Origin of the sequence: Ancylobacter aquaticus (genome assembly GCF_004339465.1) — a bacterium.
In the GTDB taxonomy this organism is placed as follows: domain Bacteria; phylum Pseudomonadota; class Alphaproteobacteria; order Rhizobiales; family Xanthobacteraceae; genus Ancylobacter; species Ancylobacter aquaticus.
Genome location: NZ_SMFY01000001.1, coordinates 584424 through 600984 on the forward strand (window position 1 = coordinate 584424; position 16561 = coordinate 600984).

At 68.9% G+C, this 16561-nt stretch carries 19 protein-coding genes; 13 read left to right on the forward strand and 6 right to left on the reverse strand.

The annotated features are described in order from the left end of the window. Window positions 1-7: 7 nt before the first annotated feature. Window positions 8-544, reverse strand: coding sequence for a DUF721 domain-containing protein (locus tag EV667_RS02710; RefSeq protein WP_131833784.1), 537 nt, complete (start codon window positions 542-544; stop codon window positions 8-10). A 65-nt stretch (window positions 545-609) separates the two neighbouring features. Here EV667_RS02710 and mutY point away from each other — a divergent pair, with 65 nt between their 5' ends. Continuing rightward, window positions 610-1707 carry an A/G-specific adenine glycosylase gene (gene mutY / locus EV667_RS02715; RefSeq protein WP_131833785.1) on the forward strand — a complete coding sequence of 366 codons (1098 nt, stop codon included), beginning with the start codon at window positions 610-612 and terminating at the stop codon, window positions 1705-1707. 69 nt (window positions 1708-1776) lie between these two features. Then, window positions 1777-1965, forward strand: coding sequence for a CsbD family protein (locus EV667_RS02720; RefSeq protein ID WP_131833786.1), 189 nt, complete (start codon window positions 1777-1779; stop codon window positions 1963-1965). Window positions 1966-2049: 84 nt separating this feature from the next. Here the strand turns inward: EV667_RS02720 and EV667_RS02725 are convergent, their stop codons facing one another. Next, the gene (locus tag EV667_RS02725) at window positions 2050-3225 is read right to left on the reverse strand and encodes a site-specific DNA-methyltransferase (RefSeq protein ID WP_131833787.1); all 1176 of its coding nucleotides are present in this window, start codon (window positions 3223-3225) and stop codon (window positions 2050-2052) included. A 133-nt stretch (window positions 3226-3358) separates the two neighbouring features. Here EV667_RS02725 and EV667_RS02730 point away from each other — a divergent pair, with 133 nt between their 5' ends. From EV667_RS02730 to EV667_RS02765, 8 genes are all read left to right on the forward strand, one after another. Then, a complete protein-coding gene (locus tag EV667_RS02730; RefSeq protein WP_245515943.1) occupies window positions 3359-4420 on the forward strand; it encodes an FUSC family protein in 1062 nt (353 codons plus the stop codon). 104 nt (window positions 4421-4524) lie between these two features. After that, window positions 4525-7977 carry a chromosome segregation protein SMC gene (smc, locus tag EV667_RS02735; protein WP_131833788.1) on the forward strand — a complete coding sequence of 1151 codons (3453 nt, stop codon included), beginning with the start codon at window positions 4525-4527 and terminating at the stop codon, window positions 7975-7977. Between the two features lie 236 nt (window positions 7978-8213). Then, window positions 8214-8600, forward strand: coding sequence for an AtpZ/AtpI family protein (locus EV667_RS02740; RefSeq protein WP_131833789.1), 387 nt, complete (start codon window positions 8214-8216; stop codon window positions 8598-8600). A gap of 130 nt (window positions 8601-8730) precedes the next feature. Beyond that, window positions 8731-9480, forward strand: coding sequence for a F0F1 ATP synthase subunit A (locus tag EV667_RS02745; RefSeq protein ID WP_207907705.1), 750 nt, complete (start codon window positions 8731-8733; stop codon window positions 9478-9480). A 65-nt stretch (window positions 9481-9545) separates the two neighbouring features. Then, on the forward strand, window positions 9546-9773 hold the full coding sequence (locus EV667_RS02750; RefSeq protein ID WP_131833791.1) for a F0F1 ATP synthase subunit C: 228 nt from the start codon (window positions 9546-9548) through the stop codon (window positions 9771-9773). Between the two features lie 84 nt (window positions 9774-9857). Next, window positions 9858-10460 carry a F0F1 ATP synthase subunit B gene (locus EV667_RS02755; RefSeq protein ID WP_131833792.1) on the forward strand — a complete coding sequence of 201 codons (603 nt, stop codon included), beginning with the start codon at window positions 9858-9860 and terminating at the stop codon, window positions 10458-10460. Between the two features lie 10 nt (window positions 10461-10470). Next, a complete protein-coding gene (locus EV667_RS02760) occupies window positions 10471-10953 on the forward strand; it encodes a F0F1 ATP synthase subunit B family protein (protein ID WP_131833793.1) in 483 nt (160 codons plus the stop codon). A gap of 102 nt (window positions 10954-11055) precedes the next feature. Then, window positions 11056-11271: a hypothetical protein gene (locus EV667_RS02765; protein ID WP_131833794.1), complete on the forward strand. Its 216-nt coding sequence runs from the start codon at window positions 11056-11058 to the stop codon at window positions 11269-11271. Window positions 11272-11309: 38 nt separating this feature from the next. On the opposite strand, the gene EV667_RS02770 is transcribed toward EV667_RS02765, so the two are convergent. Both EV667_RS02770 and EV667_RS02775 read right to left on the reverse strand, forming a co-directional pair. Then, window positions 11310-12563 (reverse strand): cell wall hydrolase, encoded by a 1254-nt coding sequence (locus EV667_RS02770; protein WP_131833795.1) that lies wholly within the window; start codon window positions 12561-12563, stop codon window positions 11310-11312. A 192-nt stretch (window positions 12564-12755) separates the two neighbouring features. Next, window positions 12756-13754, reverse strand: coding sequence for an L-threonylcarbamoyladenylate synthase (locus EV667_RS02775; protein WP_207907706.1), 999 nt, complete (start codon window positions 13752-13754; stop codon window positions 12756-12758). Between the two features lie 234 nt (window positions 13755-13988). Between EV667_RS02775 and EV667_RS02780 the strand changes: the two genes are divergently transcribed. The 3 genes from EV667_RS02780 (at window position 13989) to EV667_RS02790 (ending at window position 15737) form a co-directional block, all read left to right on the forward strand. Continuing rightward, on the forward strand, window positions 13989-14918 hold the full coding sequence (locus EV667_RS02780) for a histone deacetylase family protein (protein WP_131833796.1): 930 nt from the start codon (window positions 13989-13991) through the stop codon (window positions 14916-14918). 71 nt (window positions 14919-14989) lie between these two features. Continuing rightward, the gene (locus EV667_RS02785; RefSeq protein ID WP_131833797.1) at window positions 14990-15235 is read left to right on the forward strand and encodes an exodeoxyribonuclease VII small subunit; all 246 of its coding nucleotides are present in this window, start codon (window positions 14990-14992) and stop codon (window positions 15233-15235) included. A 40-nt stretch (window positions 15236-15275) separates the two neighbouring features. Continuing rightward, on the forward strand, window positions 15276-15737 hold the full coding sequence (locus tag EV667_RS02790) for a DUF1284 domain-containing protein (protein ID WP_131833798.1): 462 nt from the start codon (window positions 15276-15278) through the stop codon (window positions 15735-15737). Here EV667_RS02790 and EV667_RS02795 read toward each other — a convergent pair. Together EV667_RS02795 and EV667_RS02800 are read right to left on the reverse strand one after the other, a co-directional pair. Further along, complete coding sequence (locus EV667_RS02795) at window positions 15703-15954, reverse strand: DUF1272 domain-containing protein (protein WP_131833799.1); 252 nt, start codon at window positions 15952-15954, stop codon at window positions 15703-15705. The two genes, EV667_RS02790 and EV667_RS02795, sit on opposite strands and share 35 nt — an antisense overlap. A gap of 17 nt (window positions 15955-15971) precedes the next feature. Further along, window positions 15972-16559: a protein-S-isoprenylcysteine O-methyltransferase gene (locus EV667_RS02800; protein WP_131833800.1), complete on the reverse strand. Its 588-nt coding sequence runs from the start codon at window positions 16557-16559 to the stop codon at window positions 15972-15974. Window positions 16560-16561 lie beyond the last annotated feature (2 nt).

A 16561-nucleotide genomic window follows, 5' to 3' on the forward strand; every position in this document is an offset into this window, starting at 1 on the left:
CCGCCCCTCACCGCTGCGTGAAACCGGGACGGTGGCTGCGTGCCTTTTCGCTGACCTTGCCGCGCGTCTCGCGCGTCACCAACGCGCCGAGCCGCGCCAAAGCGGTGGCCAGCGCATCGTCCTCGAACGCGCCGGCGGTGGCGGCGATCCTCTGCTGGGCGGCGCTGAATTCCGCCGGGTCGGGTTCCAGAAAGCGGAAGCGCGGGCGCGGGCGCGGCACCGGCCCCTGTTTCAGCGCCAGCCGGCCGATGCAGCGCCAGCCAAAATAGCGGTTCACACGGTCGATGACGATCGGCGCGTCGTGCTGCAGTTCGATGGCGAAGCCGCCTTCGACCCGCACATGCAGCACGCCCGGCTCGCCGCTGTCCGGCCGCGAGGGCCAGGCGAGCTTTATCGGGACCGCCCGCGCCGCGAGCGCCTCGCCGACAATATCGGCCCAGCGGGTGACGATCTCCACCGAGGCGAGGCCGCGCTGGCGGCAGCTCTCGGCGATGGTGCCGTCGATCAGGTCGGCAAGCGGGCGGGGTCGGGAACGCGGGGCCATCACACTCTCGTCTTGCCCGGCGGGGCTGAAGCGGCCACGGTGCGGGAATTGTGCCTGAGGATCGCATGCCTGCCGCTACCAATCCAGCCGTCGCCAAAGCCGCGCTTGCGCCGCCCGATCCGGGCGTGCTGCTCGCCTGGTATGATCGCCACCAGCGCCGCCTGCCGTGGCGCGCCCCGCCGGGCGCGAGGCAGGACCCCTACCGGGTGTTCCTGTCGGAAATCATGCTGCAACAGACCACCGTGGTGACGGTCGCTCCTTATTACGAAGCGTTCCTGCGCCGCTGGCCGAGCGTCGAGGCGCTGGCACGCGCGCCGCTAGCTGAGGTGCTTTCCGCTTGGGCGGGGCTCGGCTATTACGCCCGTGCCCGCAATCTTCACGCCTGTGCCAAGGCGGTGGCCGAACGCCATGGCGGGCAGTTTCCGGCCGATGAGACGGCGCTCCTCGCTTTGCCGGGCATCGGCCCCTATACGGCGGCCGCCATCGCCTCCATCGCTTTCGAGCGCCGTGCCGCGCCGGTGGACGGAAACTGGGAGCGGGTGCTGGCGCGGCTCTTCGCCGTGTCCGATCCGCTGCCGAAGGCACGGCCGAAGCTGCGGGCGCTGGCGCTCACCTTGCTGCCGCAGGCGCGTTATGGCGATTTCGCCCAGGCAATGATGGACCTCGGCGCCACCATCTGCACGCCGCGCAAGCCCGCTTGCGTCCTGTGCCCGTGGCAAAGCCCTTGCTCCGCCCGGGCCGAGGGCGCGCCCGAGCGCTACCCGGTCAAGGCGGCGAAGGTGGCGCGGCCTACCCGCCAAGGTGTTGCTTTCCTCGCGGTGCGGGCGGATGGCGCTGTGCTGGTGCGCTCGCGTGCGCCAAAGGGGCTGCTCGGGGGCATGAGCGAGGTGCCCTCCACCCCGTGGGAGCCGAACGGCGTCGCTCATCCCGGCGCGCACGCCCCGCTCCAGGCGACGTGGACGGCGCTCAACGCCACCGTCACTCATGTGTTCAGCCATTTTGCGCTGGAATTACAGCTGTGGAGGGCGGATGTGCCGGCCGGTGCGCCTGCTCCGGACGGGCATCGCTGGGTTACAGCGCACGACGTTGACGCCGAGGCGTTTCCGAGTGTCATGCGCAAGGTACTGGCCCACGCCCAGCCGTTTTTCATCGACCCCGAATGAACCTTCGGCCGCCTCGCTCGTTATTCCTGCAAGCCGCAACAGAGCGGATTGGAACAGGAGATGACGACCATGGGTAGCACGATGGACAAGGCCAAGGGCATGGGCAACGAGGCTGTCGGCAACGTGAAGCAGGGCATTGGCAAGATGACCGATTCCGAGCGTCTTCAGGCCGAGGGCAAGGCCCAGGAGCTGAAGGGCGAGGCCCAGCAGGCCAAGGGCGAGATCAAGGATGCGGTCAAGAAGGCCGGCAATCTCTGACTTTTTTGCACCTGAGATAACGAGGCCGCCCATCCGGGCGGCCTTTTTTATTGCGGGGCACCCCGGCGGACCAGCGCGGCCCGTCTATTCCGCTGCCATCGCCATTTCCGAGCGCACCACGGCGCGCAGCGTGTCGATCGGCTTGAGCCCCTCGCGCGTCGCGATGTGCCAGTAGGTCCAGCCATTGCACGCCTCCAGGCCCTGGGCGAGGGCGCCGGCGCGGTGGATCGAGCCGATCTGGCCGAGGCCTGGGGCGGTTTCCAGAGACAATGTGCCATCGGCGCGCACCATGGCCCGCACCTTCGCCTTGGCATCGGTAAGCTGGGTGCCGGGGGTGAGCAGGCCGCGTTCGACCAGCGAATTAAAGGCGATGCGCGGCGCCTCGCGGGCGGTGGGCGCGGGAATGAGCGCGAGATCGGGCAACGGCTCCACCGCGTCGATGCGCGCCTGTGCGGCGTCGGCATAGGTGGCGTCGCGCTCGATGCCAATGAAATGCCGGCCCAGCCGCTTGGCCACCGCTGCCGTGGTGCCCGAGCCGAGGAAGGGGTCCAGGATCACGTCGCCGGGCTTTGAGGCTGCGAGGATGACGCGGGCCAGCAGCGCCTCCGGCTTCTGGGTGGGGTGCACCTTGTGGCCGTCCGCGTCCTTCAGCCGCTCATGGCCCGAGCAGATCGGGAACAGCCAGTCGGAGCGCATCTGCACATCCTCGTTGGCCGCTTTCAGCGCCTCGTAATTGAAGGTGTAGCCTTTCGCTTCGGGCTCGCGTGCCGCCCAGATCAGCGTCTCATGGGCATTGGTGAAGCGCCGGCCACGGAAATTCGGCATCGGGTTGGTCTTGCGCCAGACGATGTCGTTGAGGATCCAAAAATCGAGGTCCTGCAACAGCGCGCCGACGCGAAAAATGTTGTGGTAGGAGCCGATCACCCACAGCGTGCCGGTGGGCTTGAGCACCCTTCGCACCGCCAGCAGCCAGGCGCGGGTGAAGGCGTCGTAGGCCTCGAAACTGTCGAACTTGTCCCAGGCGTCGTCCACCGCGTCGACCCGGCTGTCGTCGGGGCGCTTCAATTCGCCCTGAAGCTGGAGATTATAGGGAGGATCGGCGAAGACGAGGTCGACCGAGGCAGCGGGAAGCCGCGACAGGGCAGCGATGCAATCGCCGCGCACAATGCTGTCGAGGGGAAGGTTGGAGGGCAGGCCAGCGGAACGGGCAATGCCGGATCGGGGAGCCCTCGGGGCTTCCCCGTTGCGAACGACCTTCATGAACGCTCTACCCTACTCGTAACGGACGCAACGGAACTCGTGTATCCACAATCTCCGCCGGACAGGGTAAAGACCGGGTAAAGCGATGCCGCCAAAACGTCATTCATCGGTGGAACCGCCCAAGAGTCCTCCCATGAATCCGTCCATGGACCCGGAACGGCCGGGACTTCCCCGTCCCACCGGCGGGGGTCTGCCGCGCTGGCATGGCGACGGGCTGATCGCCCGCTCGCTGCGCTTCACCGCCACGGCGATGGCGCCGATGGTTGCCGGGCTGGTGCTGCACCAGAATTACTGGGTCGGCTATGCGCTGCTCACCTGCATTCTAGGGTTCACGCTCGACACGGGTGGCTCTGCCCGGCATCGCGCGGTGCTCTTTGCCACGGCCGGCCTGGTGGTTCTGGCCGGCGCCTTGCTCGGGGCCGCCGTGGCGGGCCATCTCTGGTTGACGGCTACCGCGCTGGTGGCCACCGCCGCGCTCTATGCGCTGGTGGAGGCGGTTCATCCCAGCGCCGCCTTTGCCGCGCGCTTCTTCTGTCTCGCCACCGCGATCGCCGCGCTGGACGTGCCCTTCCGGCCCGGCGATGTCGGGGTAGTGGTCCTCTTTGCCGCCTATGCCTGGCTGATGTCGGTGGGGTGGGACATGATGACCGGCCTATGGCGGACCTCCACCGCGCCGACGCTGAGCGCCATCGCCGCGCATCTGCGGGCAACGCAGGGGGAACGGCTGCTCTTCGCCGGCATTGTCGCGGTGGCTGTGGCGGCGTCTTTCCTGGTGGGCCGCCTGCTCGGCCTGCCGCACCCGCAATGGGCGGTGTTCGCGGTGGTGATCGTGCTGCGCGACGACACCCATTTCAGCCGCCGGGTGATGGTCGATCTCGCGCTGGGCACGGTGCTGGGGGCGGGGGTGGCCTTTCTCTATGGCGCGCTCGTCACCTCACCGGCCGGGCTGATGGTCGGCCTCACCCTCGCGGCGCTGGTGCGCTGGCCGGGGCAGAAGCTGCACGGCGCGCTGGGCATGGCGGCGATGGCGGCGTTCATCATTCTGCTTCTGCAGCTTGTCGGCACGCTGACGGCCATGCCGATCTATGCCGCTGCCGACCGGGTGGTGGACATCACGCTTGGCTGCGGCTTCGCGCTGGCGGCGCTGGCGGTCAATGCGCGCCTGCGCCTCTGGCTCGGCTGGCCGTCCGCCTGATCCGCACGCGGGAGAGGGCGATTGAACCCTCCAACCGCAACATGTCGTGGATCGCGGCCCGCGCGCCACTTGAACTTGTGGCTGGCGGGCTTCACCCTAGGGACATGAAATTCACCCGCCTGCGTCTCACCGGCTTCAAGACCTTTGTCGAGCCGACCGAAATGCTGATCGAGCCCGGCCTCACCGGCATTGTGGGGCCCAATGGCTGCGGCAAGTCGAACCTTGTCGAGGCCATGCGCTGGGTGATGGGCGAAAGCTCCTACAAGGCCATGCGCGCCGAGGGCATGGACGACGTCATCTTCGGCGGCTCGACCACGCGGCCCTCGCGCAACACCGCCGAGGTGGTGCTGGTTGTCGACAATGCCGACCGCTCGGCCCCGGCCGTGTTCAACGACGCCGACATGCTGGAAATCTCCCGCCGCATCGAGCGCGAGGCGGGTTCCTCCTATCGCATTAACGGGCGCGAGGCGCGCGCGCGCGATGTGCAGATCCTGTTCGCCGACGCCTCCTCCGGTTCGCGCTCGCCCTCCATGGTCCGGCAGGGGCAGATCGGCGAGATCGTCGGCGCCAAGCCGACCGCGCGGCGCCGCCTGCTGGAAGAAGCCGCCGGCGTTGCCGGCCTGCACGCCCGCCGGCACGAGGCGGAGATGCGCCTGCGCGCCGCCGAAACCAACCTGACCCGCCTCGAAGACGTTATCGGCCAGATCACCGGCCAGCTCGACGCGCTGCGCCGCCAGTCGCGGCAGGCGTCCCGCTACCGGGTGCTCTCCGCCGATATCCGCAAGGCCGAGGCGGCGCTGCTCTGGCTGCGCTGGCTGGAAGCGGAGGGGGGGCTTGGCGAGGCCAGCCGGGCGCTTGATCTTGCAGTCCGCGAGGTTGCCGCCCGCACTCTGCAGCAGGGCGAAGCAGCACGCGCTGCAGCCTTGGCGGCCCATGGAATCCCGGCATTGCGCGAGGCTGATGCCGTCGCCGCCGCCACGCTGCAGCGCCTGACATTGGCGCGCGGCGAACTTGATCGCGAGGAAGCCCGCGCCGGTGCCCGCCGCGAGGAACTCGACCGGCGCCTCACCCAGCTTGCCGGCGACATGGAGCGCGAGCGGGCGCTGGAAAAGGATGCCGGCGAGATGCTGGAGCGTCTTGCCCAGGAAGCTGAGGAGCTGGCTTTCGCGCAGGAACAGGCGGCCCAGCTGGAGGACGAGGCGCTCGCGCTCAATGGCGAAGCCGTTGGCCGGCTTTCCGAATCCGAGCGCGCCTTCGCCGATGCCACCGCCGCCAATGCCGAGGCTTCCGCCCGGCGCGGGGCACTGGAGCGGGCGCTGCGCGAGGCGGGCGAGCGCCTGTCCCGCCTCGATCGCGACGCGGAGCAGCTCTCCGGCCAGAAGCGGCAGCTGGAGGCCAATGTCGACGCTGCCCGGCTCGACGAGCGGCGCGAGAAGGCCGAGTTGGCGCAGGAGTCCTTCGTCACCGCCGAGGCGGCGGCGCAGGAGGCCGAGAACGCCCATGCGGGCGCCCGCGCCGCGCTCGACCACGCCCGACGCCCTCTGGCCGACGCCGAAAGGGCCGCCCAGCGGCTGGACACGGAAGCCCGCACGCTGGCCAAGCTGCTTGATGTCGGCACGCCCCGGCGCTGGTCGCCGGTGCTGGATTTCATCGAGGTGGAGCGCGGCTTCGAGGCCGCCCTTGGCGCGGCGCTCGGCGACGATCTCGACGCGCCCTCGGACAGTGCGGCGCCTGTCCACTGGGCGCTGGTCGCTCCGCTCGGCGACGCGCCGCTGCCCGAGGGCGCCGAGCCGCTTGCTGCCCATGTCGTGGCGCCCAAGGTGCTGGCCCGCCGCCTCCATCAGATCGGCGTGGTGGCGCGCGCGGACGGCCCACGCCTCGCCGGACAGCTCAGGAGCGGGCAGCGGCTCGTCTCCCGCGAGGGTGATCTGTGGCGCTGGGACGGCCTTGTGGCCGCCGCCGATGCGCCGACCGCCGCAGCCCGGCGCCTCGCCGAGCGCAACCGGCTGGCCGATGTCGAGGCGCAGCTCGAAGGCGCCCGCGCCGAGGTGGCCCGCCATCGCCGCGCGTTGGAAGCCTCGGAGGCCGCCTTGCGCGCGGCCGGCGCCCGCGAAAACGCTGCCCGCGAGGCCCGTCGCGCCGGCCTGCGCACCATGGAGACCGCGCGCGACGAGCTTGCCCGCGCCGAGCGTGCCGCCGCCGAGCAGACCGCCCGCCTCGCCGCCCTCAGTGCCAATCTGGTGCGCCTTCAGGAAGATCGCAAGATGGCCGCGATCACGCTGGAGGAGGCCCGCGAGGCGATTGCCGACCAGCCCCCACCGGCCGAGGGCGAGGCGCAGCTGGCGGAAATCCGCGCCCGCGTTGCCATGGACCGTGCCGTGCTGGCGGAAACCCGGGTAAGGGCCGATGCGCTGGTGCGCGAGCGCGAGCAGCGCATCCGGCGACTCTCCACCATCGCCGCCGAGCGCGCTTCCTGGGAAGCGCGGGCCGGCGGAACGGGCGAGCGGGTGGCGGCGCTGGAGGCACGCCTGACGGAAGCCGCCGGCGAGCGGGAGGAACTCGACGACGCGCCGGTGCGCTTCGCCGCCCGGCGGCGGGCGCTGCTCGACGAGGTCGCCCGTGCGGAGGCCGCACGCCGCGAGGCGGCCGACCGGCTGGCGAGCGCCGAATCACTGCAGGCGGAGGGTGACAAGCTGGCCCGCGCCACGCTTGACGCACTGGCCGCCGCCCGCGAGGAAAGCGCCCGCGCCGAGGCGCGGGTGGAAGCCGCCCGCCAGCGCCGCGAGGACCTAGCGCGCGAAATCGGCGACGTGCTCGACGGCCCGCCCGAAAGCGCGCGCGAGATCGCCGGCTTCACCCCCGAGGCGGAACTTCCGGTTCTGGCCGAACTCGACCTGCAGCTCGGCCGGCTGAAGGCCGACCGCGAACGCCTCGGTGCCGTTAATCTGCGCGCCGAAGACGAACTGATCGAGATCGAGACCCAGCAGAAAGGCCTGACGGGCGAGCGCGACGACCTGACCGAGGCGATCAAGCGCCTGCGCCAAGGCATTTATGGCCTCAACCGCGAGGCGCGCGAGCGGCTGCAGGTCAGCTTCAACGTCGTCGACGGGCATTTCCGCCAGCTCTTCACCACGCTGTTCGGCGGCGGCGAGGCGCAGCTGGTGCTGACTGATTCGGACGACCCGCTGGAGGCCGGCCTCGACATCATCGCCAAGCCGCCCGGCAAGAAGCCGCAATCGCTCTCCCTGCTCTCCGGCGGTGAGCAGGCGTTGACCGCGATGGCGCTGATCTTCGCCGTTTTCCTCACCAATCCGGCGCCGATCTGCGTGCTGGACGAGGTGGATGCGCCGCTCGACGATTCCAATGTGGAGCGTTTCTGCAACCTGCTCGACGAGATGCGCCGCCTCACCGAGACCCGCTTCGTCACTATCACTCACAACCCGATCACCATGAGCCGGATGAACCGCCTGTTCGGTGTCACCATGGCGGAGCGCGGCGTGTCGAAGCTGGTGTCGGTCGATCTCGCCACTGCCGAGCGCTTTCTCGAGGCGAGCTGAAGGGCCGGCGCGCTGTTTCGGCCGCGATGCTGGCATGCCAAAAACACCGTGGACCCCTTCCCTTAGCGCAGGATGCGGCCAAAACGCCTGCGACAGAGCGTCCTGACTTTGCTTTTATCGAGTTATTACAGCTACTTAAAAGATGTGTTCACATCCTTGACACCCCTAGGAGCGAACACTATGGTGCGCCCGTCTTCGGGGTCGGGAAATCCTTCTCCGGTCAGGCTTGAGTGCGGATGATGGGCGACCGAAAAAACACGGACGACCATGGTGGATCGGCTCAGCCGGACCCGTCGGAGGCTGAACTCTCCGGCCGGCTTCGCGGTCTTGGCAGTGCGCTGGACAAGGTGCAGGCCGAGCGGCAAGCCGAGCAGAGGGCGTCCGCCACGGTGGACCGGACGTCGTCTTCAGCTGGCATGACGCTGGCGTTTCGGCTGGGTGCCGAATTCGTCGCGGGCGTGCTGGTCGGTGCCGGCCTCGGCTGGGCCATCGATCGTTTTCTCGGCATTGCGCCTTGGGGAATGATCGTCTTCATGCTGCTGGGCTTTGGCGCGGGCATCGTGAACATGATGCGCGCGGCGGGGGAAACCGGCCGCAAAAGCCCACCGAAAGGCGGGGCGTGACGAATTCGGTGCCGGCCCTGCGGCGGGCGCCAGATAAACGGACGGTGCCGCTCTCGCGGTGCTTGAGATGGGGACGGGCGCCGACGGCGCCGCGTGTTGAGGGCAGCGACCGGCGATGGCCAGCGGCAGTGTGATCGATCCGATCCATCAGTTCCAGATCATCAAGATCGTGGAATTGGGGCAGCCTGGCGGCATCGAGCTCGCCTTCACCAATTCCGCTGCCTTCATGTTCGGCATCGTGGCGCTGGTGTTCTTCTTCCTCACCTTCGCCACCCGTGGCCGCACTCTGGTTCCCGGGCGCCTGCAGTCGATGGCCGAGCTCTCCTACGAGTTCGTCGCCTCCACCGTGCGCGGTTCGGCGGGCAATGAGGGGATGAAGTTCTTCCCCCTCGTCTTCTCGCTCTTCATCTTCGTGCTGACCGCCAACATGGTGGGGATGATCCCCTATGCCTTCACCGTCACCAGCCATCTGATCGTTACCGCCGCGCTGGCGCTGGTGGTCATCCTGACGGTCATCATCTACGGCTTCGTGCGCCACGGCACCCACTTCCTGCACCTGTTCGTCCCCTCGGGCGTGCCGGCCTTCCTGTTGCCCTTCATGGTCGTGATCGAGGTCATCTCGTTCCTCTCGCGTCCCATCAGCCTTTCGCTGCGTCTCTTCGCCAACATGCTGGCGGGCCATATCGCCATGAAGGTGTTCGCCGGCTTCATCGTGATGATGACGGCGTCGGGCGTCGTCGGTTGGTTCGGCGCGGTACTGCCGCTCGCCATGGTGGTGGCGCTGACGGCCCTCGAATTCCTGGTCGCCGCCCTGCAAGCCTATGTGTTCGCGGTGCTGACCTGCATCTATCTCAACGACGCGCTGCACCCCGGTCACTGAGCCGCGCGTCGCGGGAAGCTCATCCAGCCATTCAACCAATCTGACTATTCCAACAGGAGAAGATCATGGAAGCGGAAGCCGCCAAGTTCCTCGGCGCCGGTCTCGCCACGCTCGGCATGGGTCTCGCCGCCATCGGCGTCGGCACCATTTTCGGCAATTTCCTCTCGGGCGCCCTGCGCAACCCGTCGGCGGCCGATGGCCAGTTCGCTCGTGCCTTCATCGGCGCGGCGCTCGCCGAAGGTCTGGGCATCTTCTCGCTCGTCGTCGCCCTCGTCCTCCTCTTCGTGGTCTGATGCCTCACCCGGCTGCGCGGGCCCCAGCGGGCCTGCGCAGCCGGGATGAGATGCACTCAGCAGTGATCGAGGAAGTCTGAACCCATGTCCGAGCCCCACGGTCCGGCCGCTATCATTGTCGCCCAGGCGTCGCCCGGCACCCTGCCGGCCGCGAGTGGTGTGGAGATTGCCGTGCCCGCAGCAGAAGCACACGGTAGCAACTTCCCCCCCTTCGACGTTCACACCTTTCCCTCGCAGCTCCTCTGGCTGGTGATCGCGTTTGCCGCGCTCTACCTGCTGATGAGCCGCGTGGCCCTGCCGCGCATCGCCACCATCCTCGAAGAACGGCATGACCGCATTGCCGACGACATCGAGGAAGCTGGCAAGCTGAAGGCGGAAAGCGAAGCGGCGGCCGAGGCCTATGAAACGGCGCTCGCCAGCGCCCGCGCCAAGGCCCATGGCATCGCTACCGAGACGCGCGACACGTTGGCGGCGGAAGCCGAGACGCGCCGCAAGTCGCTGGAGGCCGACCTGAACGTCAAGCTGGCGGCGGCCGAAGTGCAGATCGCCGCCACCAAGACAGCGGCCATGGCCAATGTCCGCGGCATCGCCGTCGAGGCGGCCGGCACCATCGTCAATACGCTGATCGGCGCCACGCCCGCGCCGGGCGCCGTCGAAGAGGCGGTCGACACCGCCATCAAGGGCTGAGGAGCGCACCATGGGTAGCGATACTTTCTGGGTCGCCGTCGCCTTCGTGATCTTCTTTCTCCTGCTGGCCAAGGCAGGAGCCTTCTCGGGCATGGTTTCCAAGCTCGACGCGCGCGGCGACCGCATCCGGCACGAGCTGGAAGAGGCGCGCCGGCTGAAGGAAGAGGCGCAGAAGCTCGTCGCCGAGTATAAGCGTCGCCAGCGCGAGGCCGAGGAAGAGGCTGAGGCGATCATCACCACCGCCAAGGCCGAGGCCGAGCGCCTTGCCGCCGAGACCAAGCAGAAGCTGGAGGACCTCATCGTTCGCCGCACCAAAATGGCCGAGCAGAAGATCGCTCAGGCCGAGGCGCAGGCGCTCGCCGAGGTTAAGGCCGCCGCCGCCGATGCGGCGGTGAAGGCTTCGGAACTCCTGCTGACCACCCAGCTTGTCGGCAGCGCCGCCGACCGGGTCCTCGACGCGGCCGTGGCCGAAGTAACGTCGAAGCTCAACTGAGCGTCCGATCCTGCGAAACGACAAAAGCCCGGCTCAGGCCGGGCTTTTTCTTGTTGGCCTAGCGGTGCTAAGGTGCCCGTTGCGACGGGGCGGGGGCGACGGATGGCCGAATTCTGGGTGTATGAGAACCTGACGCATGGCTATGCACGGGTCCATCGGCGCAGTTGCTGCATGTGCAATAACGGGCGTGGCGTTCACGCAGACGGTTCCGGGCCCAGTGGCCGCTGGCACGCGGCGGACACGCGCGAACAGGCGCTGGTTCTCGCCCAGCAACTGGGCCAGCCGGCGATCGCCGATTGCGCGATCTGCGCCAGCTGAGAGCGGCGCCGCTTGCGTCGGCGCCCGTTATCCGGGCCTCAGCTGGTCCAGCGGCGAGGGCGGTAGAAGGTGTGCTCGCCGATGCGGTCGAGCTTGCGCATCTCGCGGATCCAGTAGGGGCGAACCGAACGAGCATGGTAATGCGTCGCCCGGCCGACCTTCGGGTCCCAGACGCGCCCTTCCAGCATGTCGCCGGCAATCTCCCTCGCCTGCTTCCACAGCTCCGGCTCCGTCACCACGTCGCGGACCCTGTCGCAGGCGAAGGTGAACTGGCAGGCGAGCCGACGATGGGCGTTCTGGTAGACGGCGCGGCAGATGTCGGCGGGGTAATAGCCGGAGAAAACGCGGTTCATCACCACCTGCGCCACGGCAACCTGCCCGCGTAGCGGTTCGCCTCGGCTTTCGAAATAGACCGCCTCGGCAAGGCACTTTTCCGCCCGTTCGCGCCGCTTGCCGGCGAGGCCAAGCCGCTCGGCCGGCGAAGGCCCTTCGGTGACGCGTTGGAGGTCGTCCTCTGCCTTCGGCGCGTCCGTGGTGCCGCTGTCGCCCGCCGGCAACGCGCTCATGTGCAGGAAGGGCTGGGGCGGCAGGGCCGTTTCGTCCAGCCCGAAGATGAAGGCGTTCTGGCGATAGAGCGGAAGGGCCGGATCGCTTTCATACGAGGACGCGGGCGCGGTCCCGGCGCCGTCCAGCGCTGCGGCCAGCGCGCCGTCGCCGGGCACGCGGATTTCGGTCTCGCGGGCATCGAGGCCTGGACCATCCAGCTCCAGCTGGGCGGGGTCGCCGGTCGGGTCGCCGGCCGCTACGGCGTAAAGCCCATCCCCCGGTGCGGCGGCGAGTTCGGCGTTGTCGTCGTCTTCCAGTGGATCGGTGCCGGTGCCGGCGAAGCTGGCCGGTTCCGTGCCGATGCCGGCGCCGTGCGTGGTGCCGGTTCCGGTGCCGGCACCGGCGAGGCTCGCCGGCGTGGCCACGCCGGAGACGGCGAGCGGGTCGGCATCGAGCGGTGCCGCCGACTTGAGTGCCAGCCTGTCCGCCTTGGCGGTGCGGTTGATGTCGACCGCCAGGGCAGCCGGCGGCGGGATGGTGATCTCGGAAGGGGCGAGCAGGGCGGAACGCGACGGCCAAGAGAAGGTGGAGGCCTTCAGCAGATGCACCGGCTCGCCGAGGATGGAGATGCGGACCCGCTCGGCAACGCCGGGCTGGCCCGTCAGGCGGCTCCGCACGTCCTGCAGGCCAATGGCGGAGGAGCCAACGAAGAGGAGCGCCAGCGCGGTGGCGCCGGTCTTCCCCACACTCCGAACGCGCGTTGAGATTCGCATGTTCACCCGACGCCTACGCACCATCACGCAACAGAACCCGCCGCTGCGTGCTTCCCTGGTCACAGGCAAGAGCGGACGCATCCGGCCATCCAGTTGTCGCGCATTAACCTTGCCCGAGCGTTAATGCCGCTACGGCAATGGGCGAAGAAGCTGGAATTGCGTCATTCAGTCGGGGCGCGGGGCGGCGGCCCGGCGCAGGCGGTCGGCTATCGCTTCGCCAAGCCCGTGACGGGGCAGCGGCACTACGGCGATGCCGCCTGCGCCGCCGGCGTCGAGTTCGCGCAGCAGGGCGAACAGGCGGGATGCCGCCTCGACGAGGTCGCCGGACGGGCTGAGGTCGCGCACCAGCGCCGCCGCCTCGCTGCCGGGCGGGCGGGCGCCCGCGAAGGTCAGTAGCGTCTCGCCGGGCTGGACATGGTGAACGTCGAGCCGCACGGGCACGGAGGGGGCATAATGGGAGGCGAGCATGCCGGGAGCGAGCGGCGCGGTCTGCGAGCCGGCGGTTTCGAGCGATGGCGCGGTGTCTGCCAAAGGGAAGCCGAGCGCCGCCTCGATCGCCTCGCGCGGCAGCCCGCCGGGGCGCAGCAACACCGGCGTGCTGCCGGTGCAGTCCATAATTGTCGATTCCACCCCGACCGCGCAGGGCCCGGCGTCCAGGATCAGGTCGATGCGGCCGTCGAGATCGGCGCGGACATGGTCGGCGGTGGTGGGCGACACATGGCCGGAGCGGTTGGCGCTGGGAGCGGCAATGGGCCGCCCGGAAGCCGCCAGCACCGCCTGCGCCACCGGGTGGGCAGGGATTCGAATGGCGACGCTGGCAAGGCCGGCGCGGGCCAGTTCGCTTGTAGCGCCCTCAAGGGCGGGCACCACAAGCGTCAGCGGTCCCGGCCAGAAGCGGGCAGCGAGCGTCTCGGCGGCCGGGGTGAGGATGCCGACACGCCGCGCTGCCGCGATGTCGGGGACATGGGCGATGAGCGGGTTGAAGCTCGGCCGGCCCTTGGCGGCATAGAGACTGGCGACGGCGAGAGGATCGGTCGCGTCGCAGCCGAGGCCGTAGACGGTCTCGGTCGGCAGCGCCACCAGCGCGCCGGCCCGCAGAAGGCGTGCGGCTTCGGCGATGCCGGCCGCGTCCGACGGCAGCACCCGGGTCGCTCGCACCCGCATTTCCGCCCCGTCGCTGGTTTTCTCGGCCACCGCTTGCATCTCCCGCTCAGGCGCGCTCCGATAGGATGTCCCGTCGTGCCGGTCAACGGTGGGCTCGGTGAGGCAGTCGTGCCAGTCCGCACGGGAATCGGCGGGCTCAGGCTGGCCCCGCGCGGCAGCGTGGCATATCGTCCACCAGCCGCCGGGCGAGGACAGCCAACGGCCGGAACGACCAAAAGACGCCAAAGGACCCCCATGACCACATTGCTGATCGCGCACGACGCGTGCCTCGAACACCTCACGCCCTCCGGCCACCCCGAACGCCCCGACCGGGTGCGGGTGCTCAACCGGGTGTTCGAGGGCGAGCAGTTCGCCACGCTGGCGCGCGAGCAGGCGCCGGTGGCGGCGCGCGAGGATATCGTGCGCGTGCATCCCGAGGATTACGTGGCCGCGCTGGAAGAAGCGAGCCCGGATGAGGGGATGGTGCGGATCGACGGCGATACGGTGATGTCGCCCGGCACCGGCGAGGCGATCTGGCGCGGCGTCGGCGGGGCGGTGCTCGGTGTCGACGAGGTGCTGTCCGGCAAGGTGAGCAACGCCTTCGTCTCCATGCGCCCGCCTGGCCACCACGCCGAAACCCGGACCCCCATGGGCTTCTGCCTGTTCAACAATGTCGCCATCGCCGCCCGCCATGCCCAGAAGGTGCACGGCATCGGCCGTGTCGCCATCGTCGATTTCGACGTGCATCACGGCAATGGCACTCAGGAGATTTTCTTCTCCGACCCGAGCGTGATGTACGCCTCCACCCACCAGATGCCGCTGTTTCCCGGCACGGGCGCGGTGGGCGAGCGCGGGACAACCGACAACATCGTCAATGCGCCGCTGCGTTCGGGTGACGATGGCGAGCATTTCCGCGCCGCCTTCGAGAGCCGGATCCTGCCTCGCCTGCAGGCCTTCGGGCCGGAACTGCTGATCATTTCCGCCGGCTTCGACGCCCATACGCGCGACCCGCTCGGCAATATCAACCTGCTGGAAGACGACTATACCTGGGTGACGAAGAAGCTGATGGACATCGCCGACAAGCATTGTGGTGGCAAGATCGTCTCGGTGCTGGAAGGGGGCTACGACCTTGAAGGGCTGGCCCGTTCGGCCTCCGCCCATGTCATGGCGCTGATGCGCGGGTGAGGGGCGCGGCATGGGGGTGAGCATGGCGCCCGCTGCCTGTATAAGGGGCGCGACTCATTGAGGAGAACGCGATGACCGACGCGGCGGACGTTAACGCGCTGAGCTTTGAAAAGGCCCTCGCCGAGCTGGAGACCATCGTCGCCAAGCTCGAAGGCGGCAATGTCCCGCTGGAGGAATCCATCGCGCTCTATGCCCGCGGCGAGGCACTCAAGGCGCGCTGCGACGCGCTGCTGAAGGATGCCGAGGCGCGGGTCGAGAAGATCACGCTTAGCGCCGATGGCCGCCCGGCCGGCACCCAGCCGCTGGACGGGGAATAGGCGCGAGGGCAGGGCCTCCCCGCGCGCCAGGCCTTACCCCATGACCGTGCGGCTGCGCGCCCACCATCTGCTCTGCCTGCTCACCTTCGTCGGTAAGGGCTATACCCCCGCCTTCGCTGCGAATTACCGGCGCATCGTCGCCCGGCTGGATGCAGGCGAAGCGGTGGAACTGGTGGAGGGGCCGGACGATATCTGCGCGCCCATGCTGGGCGAGCCCGAGCACCATTGCCGCAATGCCAGCGTTGCCATGCGCGACGTGCAGGCGCGCGCGGCGATTGCGAAGCTACTTGGCCGCCCGCTGGAAGCCGGCCGGGCGATCGCCCTGACGGTGGAGCGGGTCGAGCGGATGCGCCGGGGTTTTGCCGAGGGCGGCATCCGTGCGGCCTGCACGGGGTGCCAATGGTCGGCTTTCTGTACGCAGGTCGCCGGACAGGGGTTCGCGGGAACGCGGCTCACCGGCACGGTATTCAGCCCGTCAGCCGGCTGCGGCACGCCGGGTTGAACACCCGCACCGTCGAGGCCGGGTGACGCGTCAGCGCTGCCGCCGGCCGCACCGGCCGCCGTACCAGCTCGCCCGCGCAATTGGGGCAGATGCCCCTCAGCACCTCACCGGCGCAATCGGCGCAGAAGGTGCACTCAAACGTGCAGATCAGCGCCTCCCGCGTCTCCGGCGGCAGGTCGCGGTCGCAGCATTCGCAGTTCGGCCGAAGCTCCAGCATGCCGCGCTCCCCTTCTTTCAGTACACGCCGGGAATCAGCCGCGCCGTGCGGGCGCTGTAGGCGCGGTATTCGTCGCCGAAGGTGTCGAGCATCATCTTCTCCTCGCGGCCGATGCGGAAGGCATAGAGAATGCCGAAACCGATGAGGCCGGCCGGGCCGGCGATCCAGTTCGGGATCAGGATGAGCTGCGCCAGCGCCCACAGGAAGAAGGCCGAGTACATCGGGTGGCGCACGTGCCGGTACACGCCCCCGGTGATGAGCTTGTGCGTGTCCTTGATCTCCAGCGTCACCGACCAGTTCTTGCCGAGATCGCGGTGCGTGCGGCGGAACAGCCAGAGCGAGAAGATGAAGGTGAGGGTGCCGAGCACGAACTGCAGCAGCGAATAGGGGTAGTTCGCTGCGTTGAAGATGGGAGAGGTCGCCCAGAGAAGAGGAACGATGCCGAGACCCATCGTCGAGCAGGAAAGCAGCACAAGCTCGCGCAGCCGGTCGCGGGCGTCGATGACGCGCTCGCGCTTCACTTTGCGCTCGAAGGGCAGGCGGATGACGTACCAGCCGATACAGCCGGCGGCCCACACGATCTTGGCGGCGACGAGAAGGGTCATGA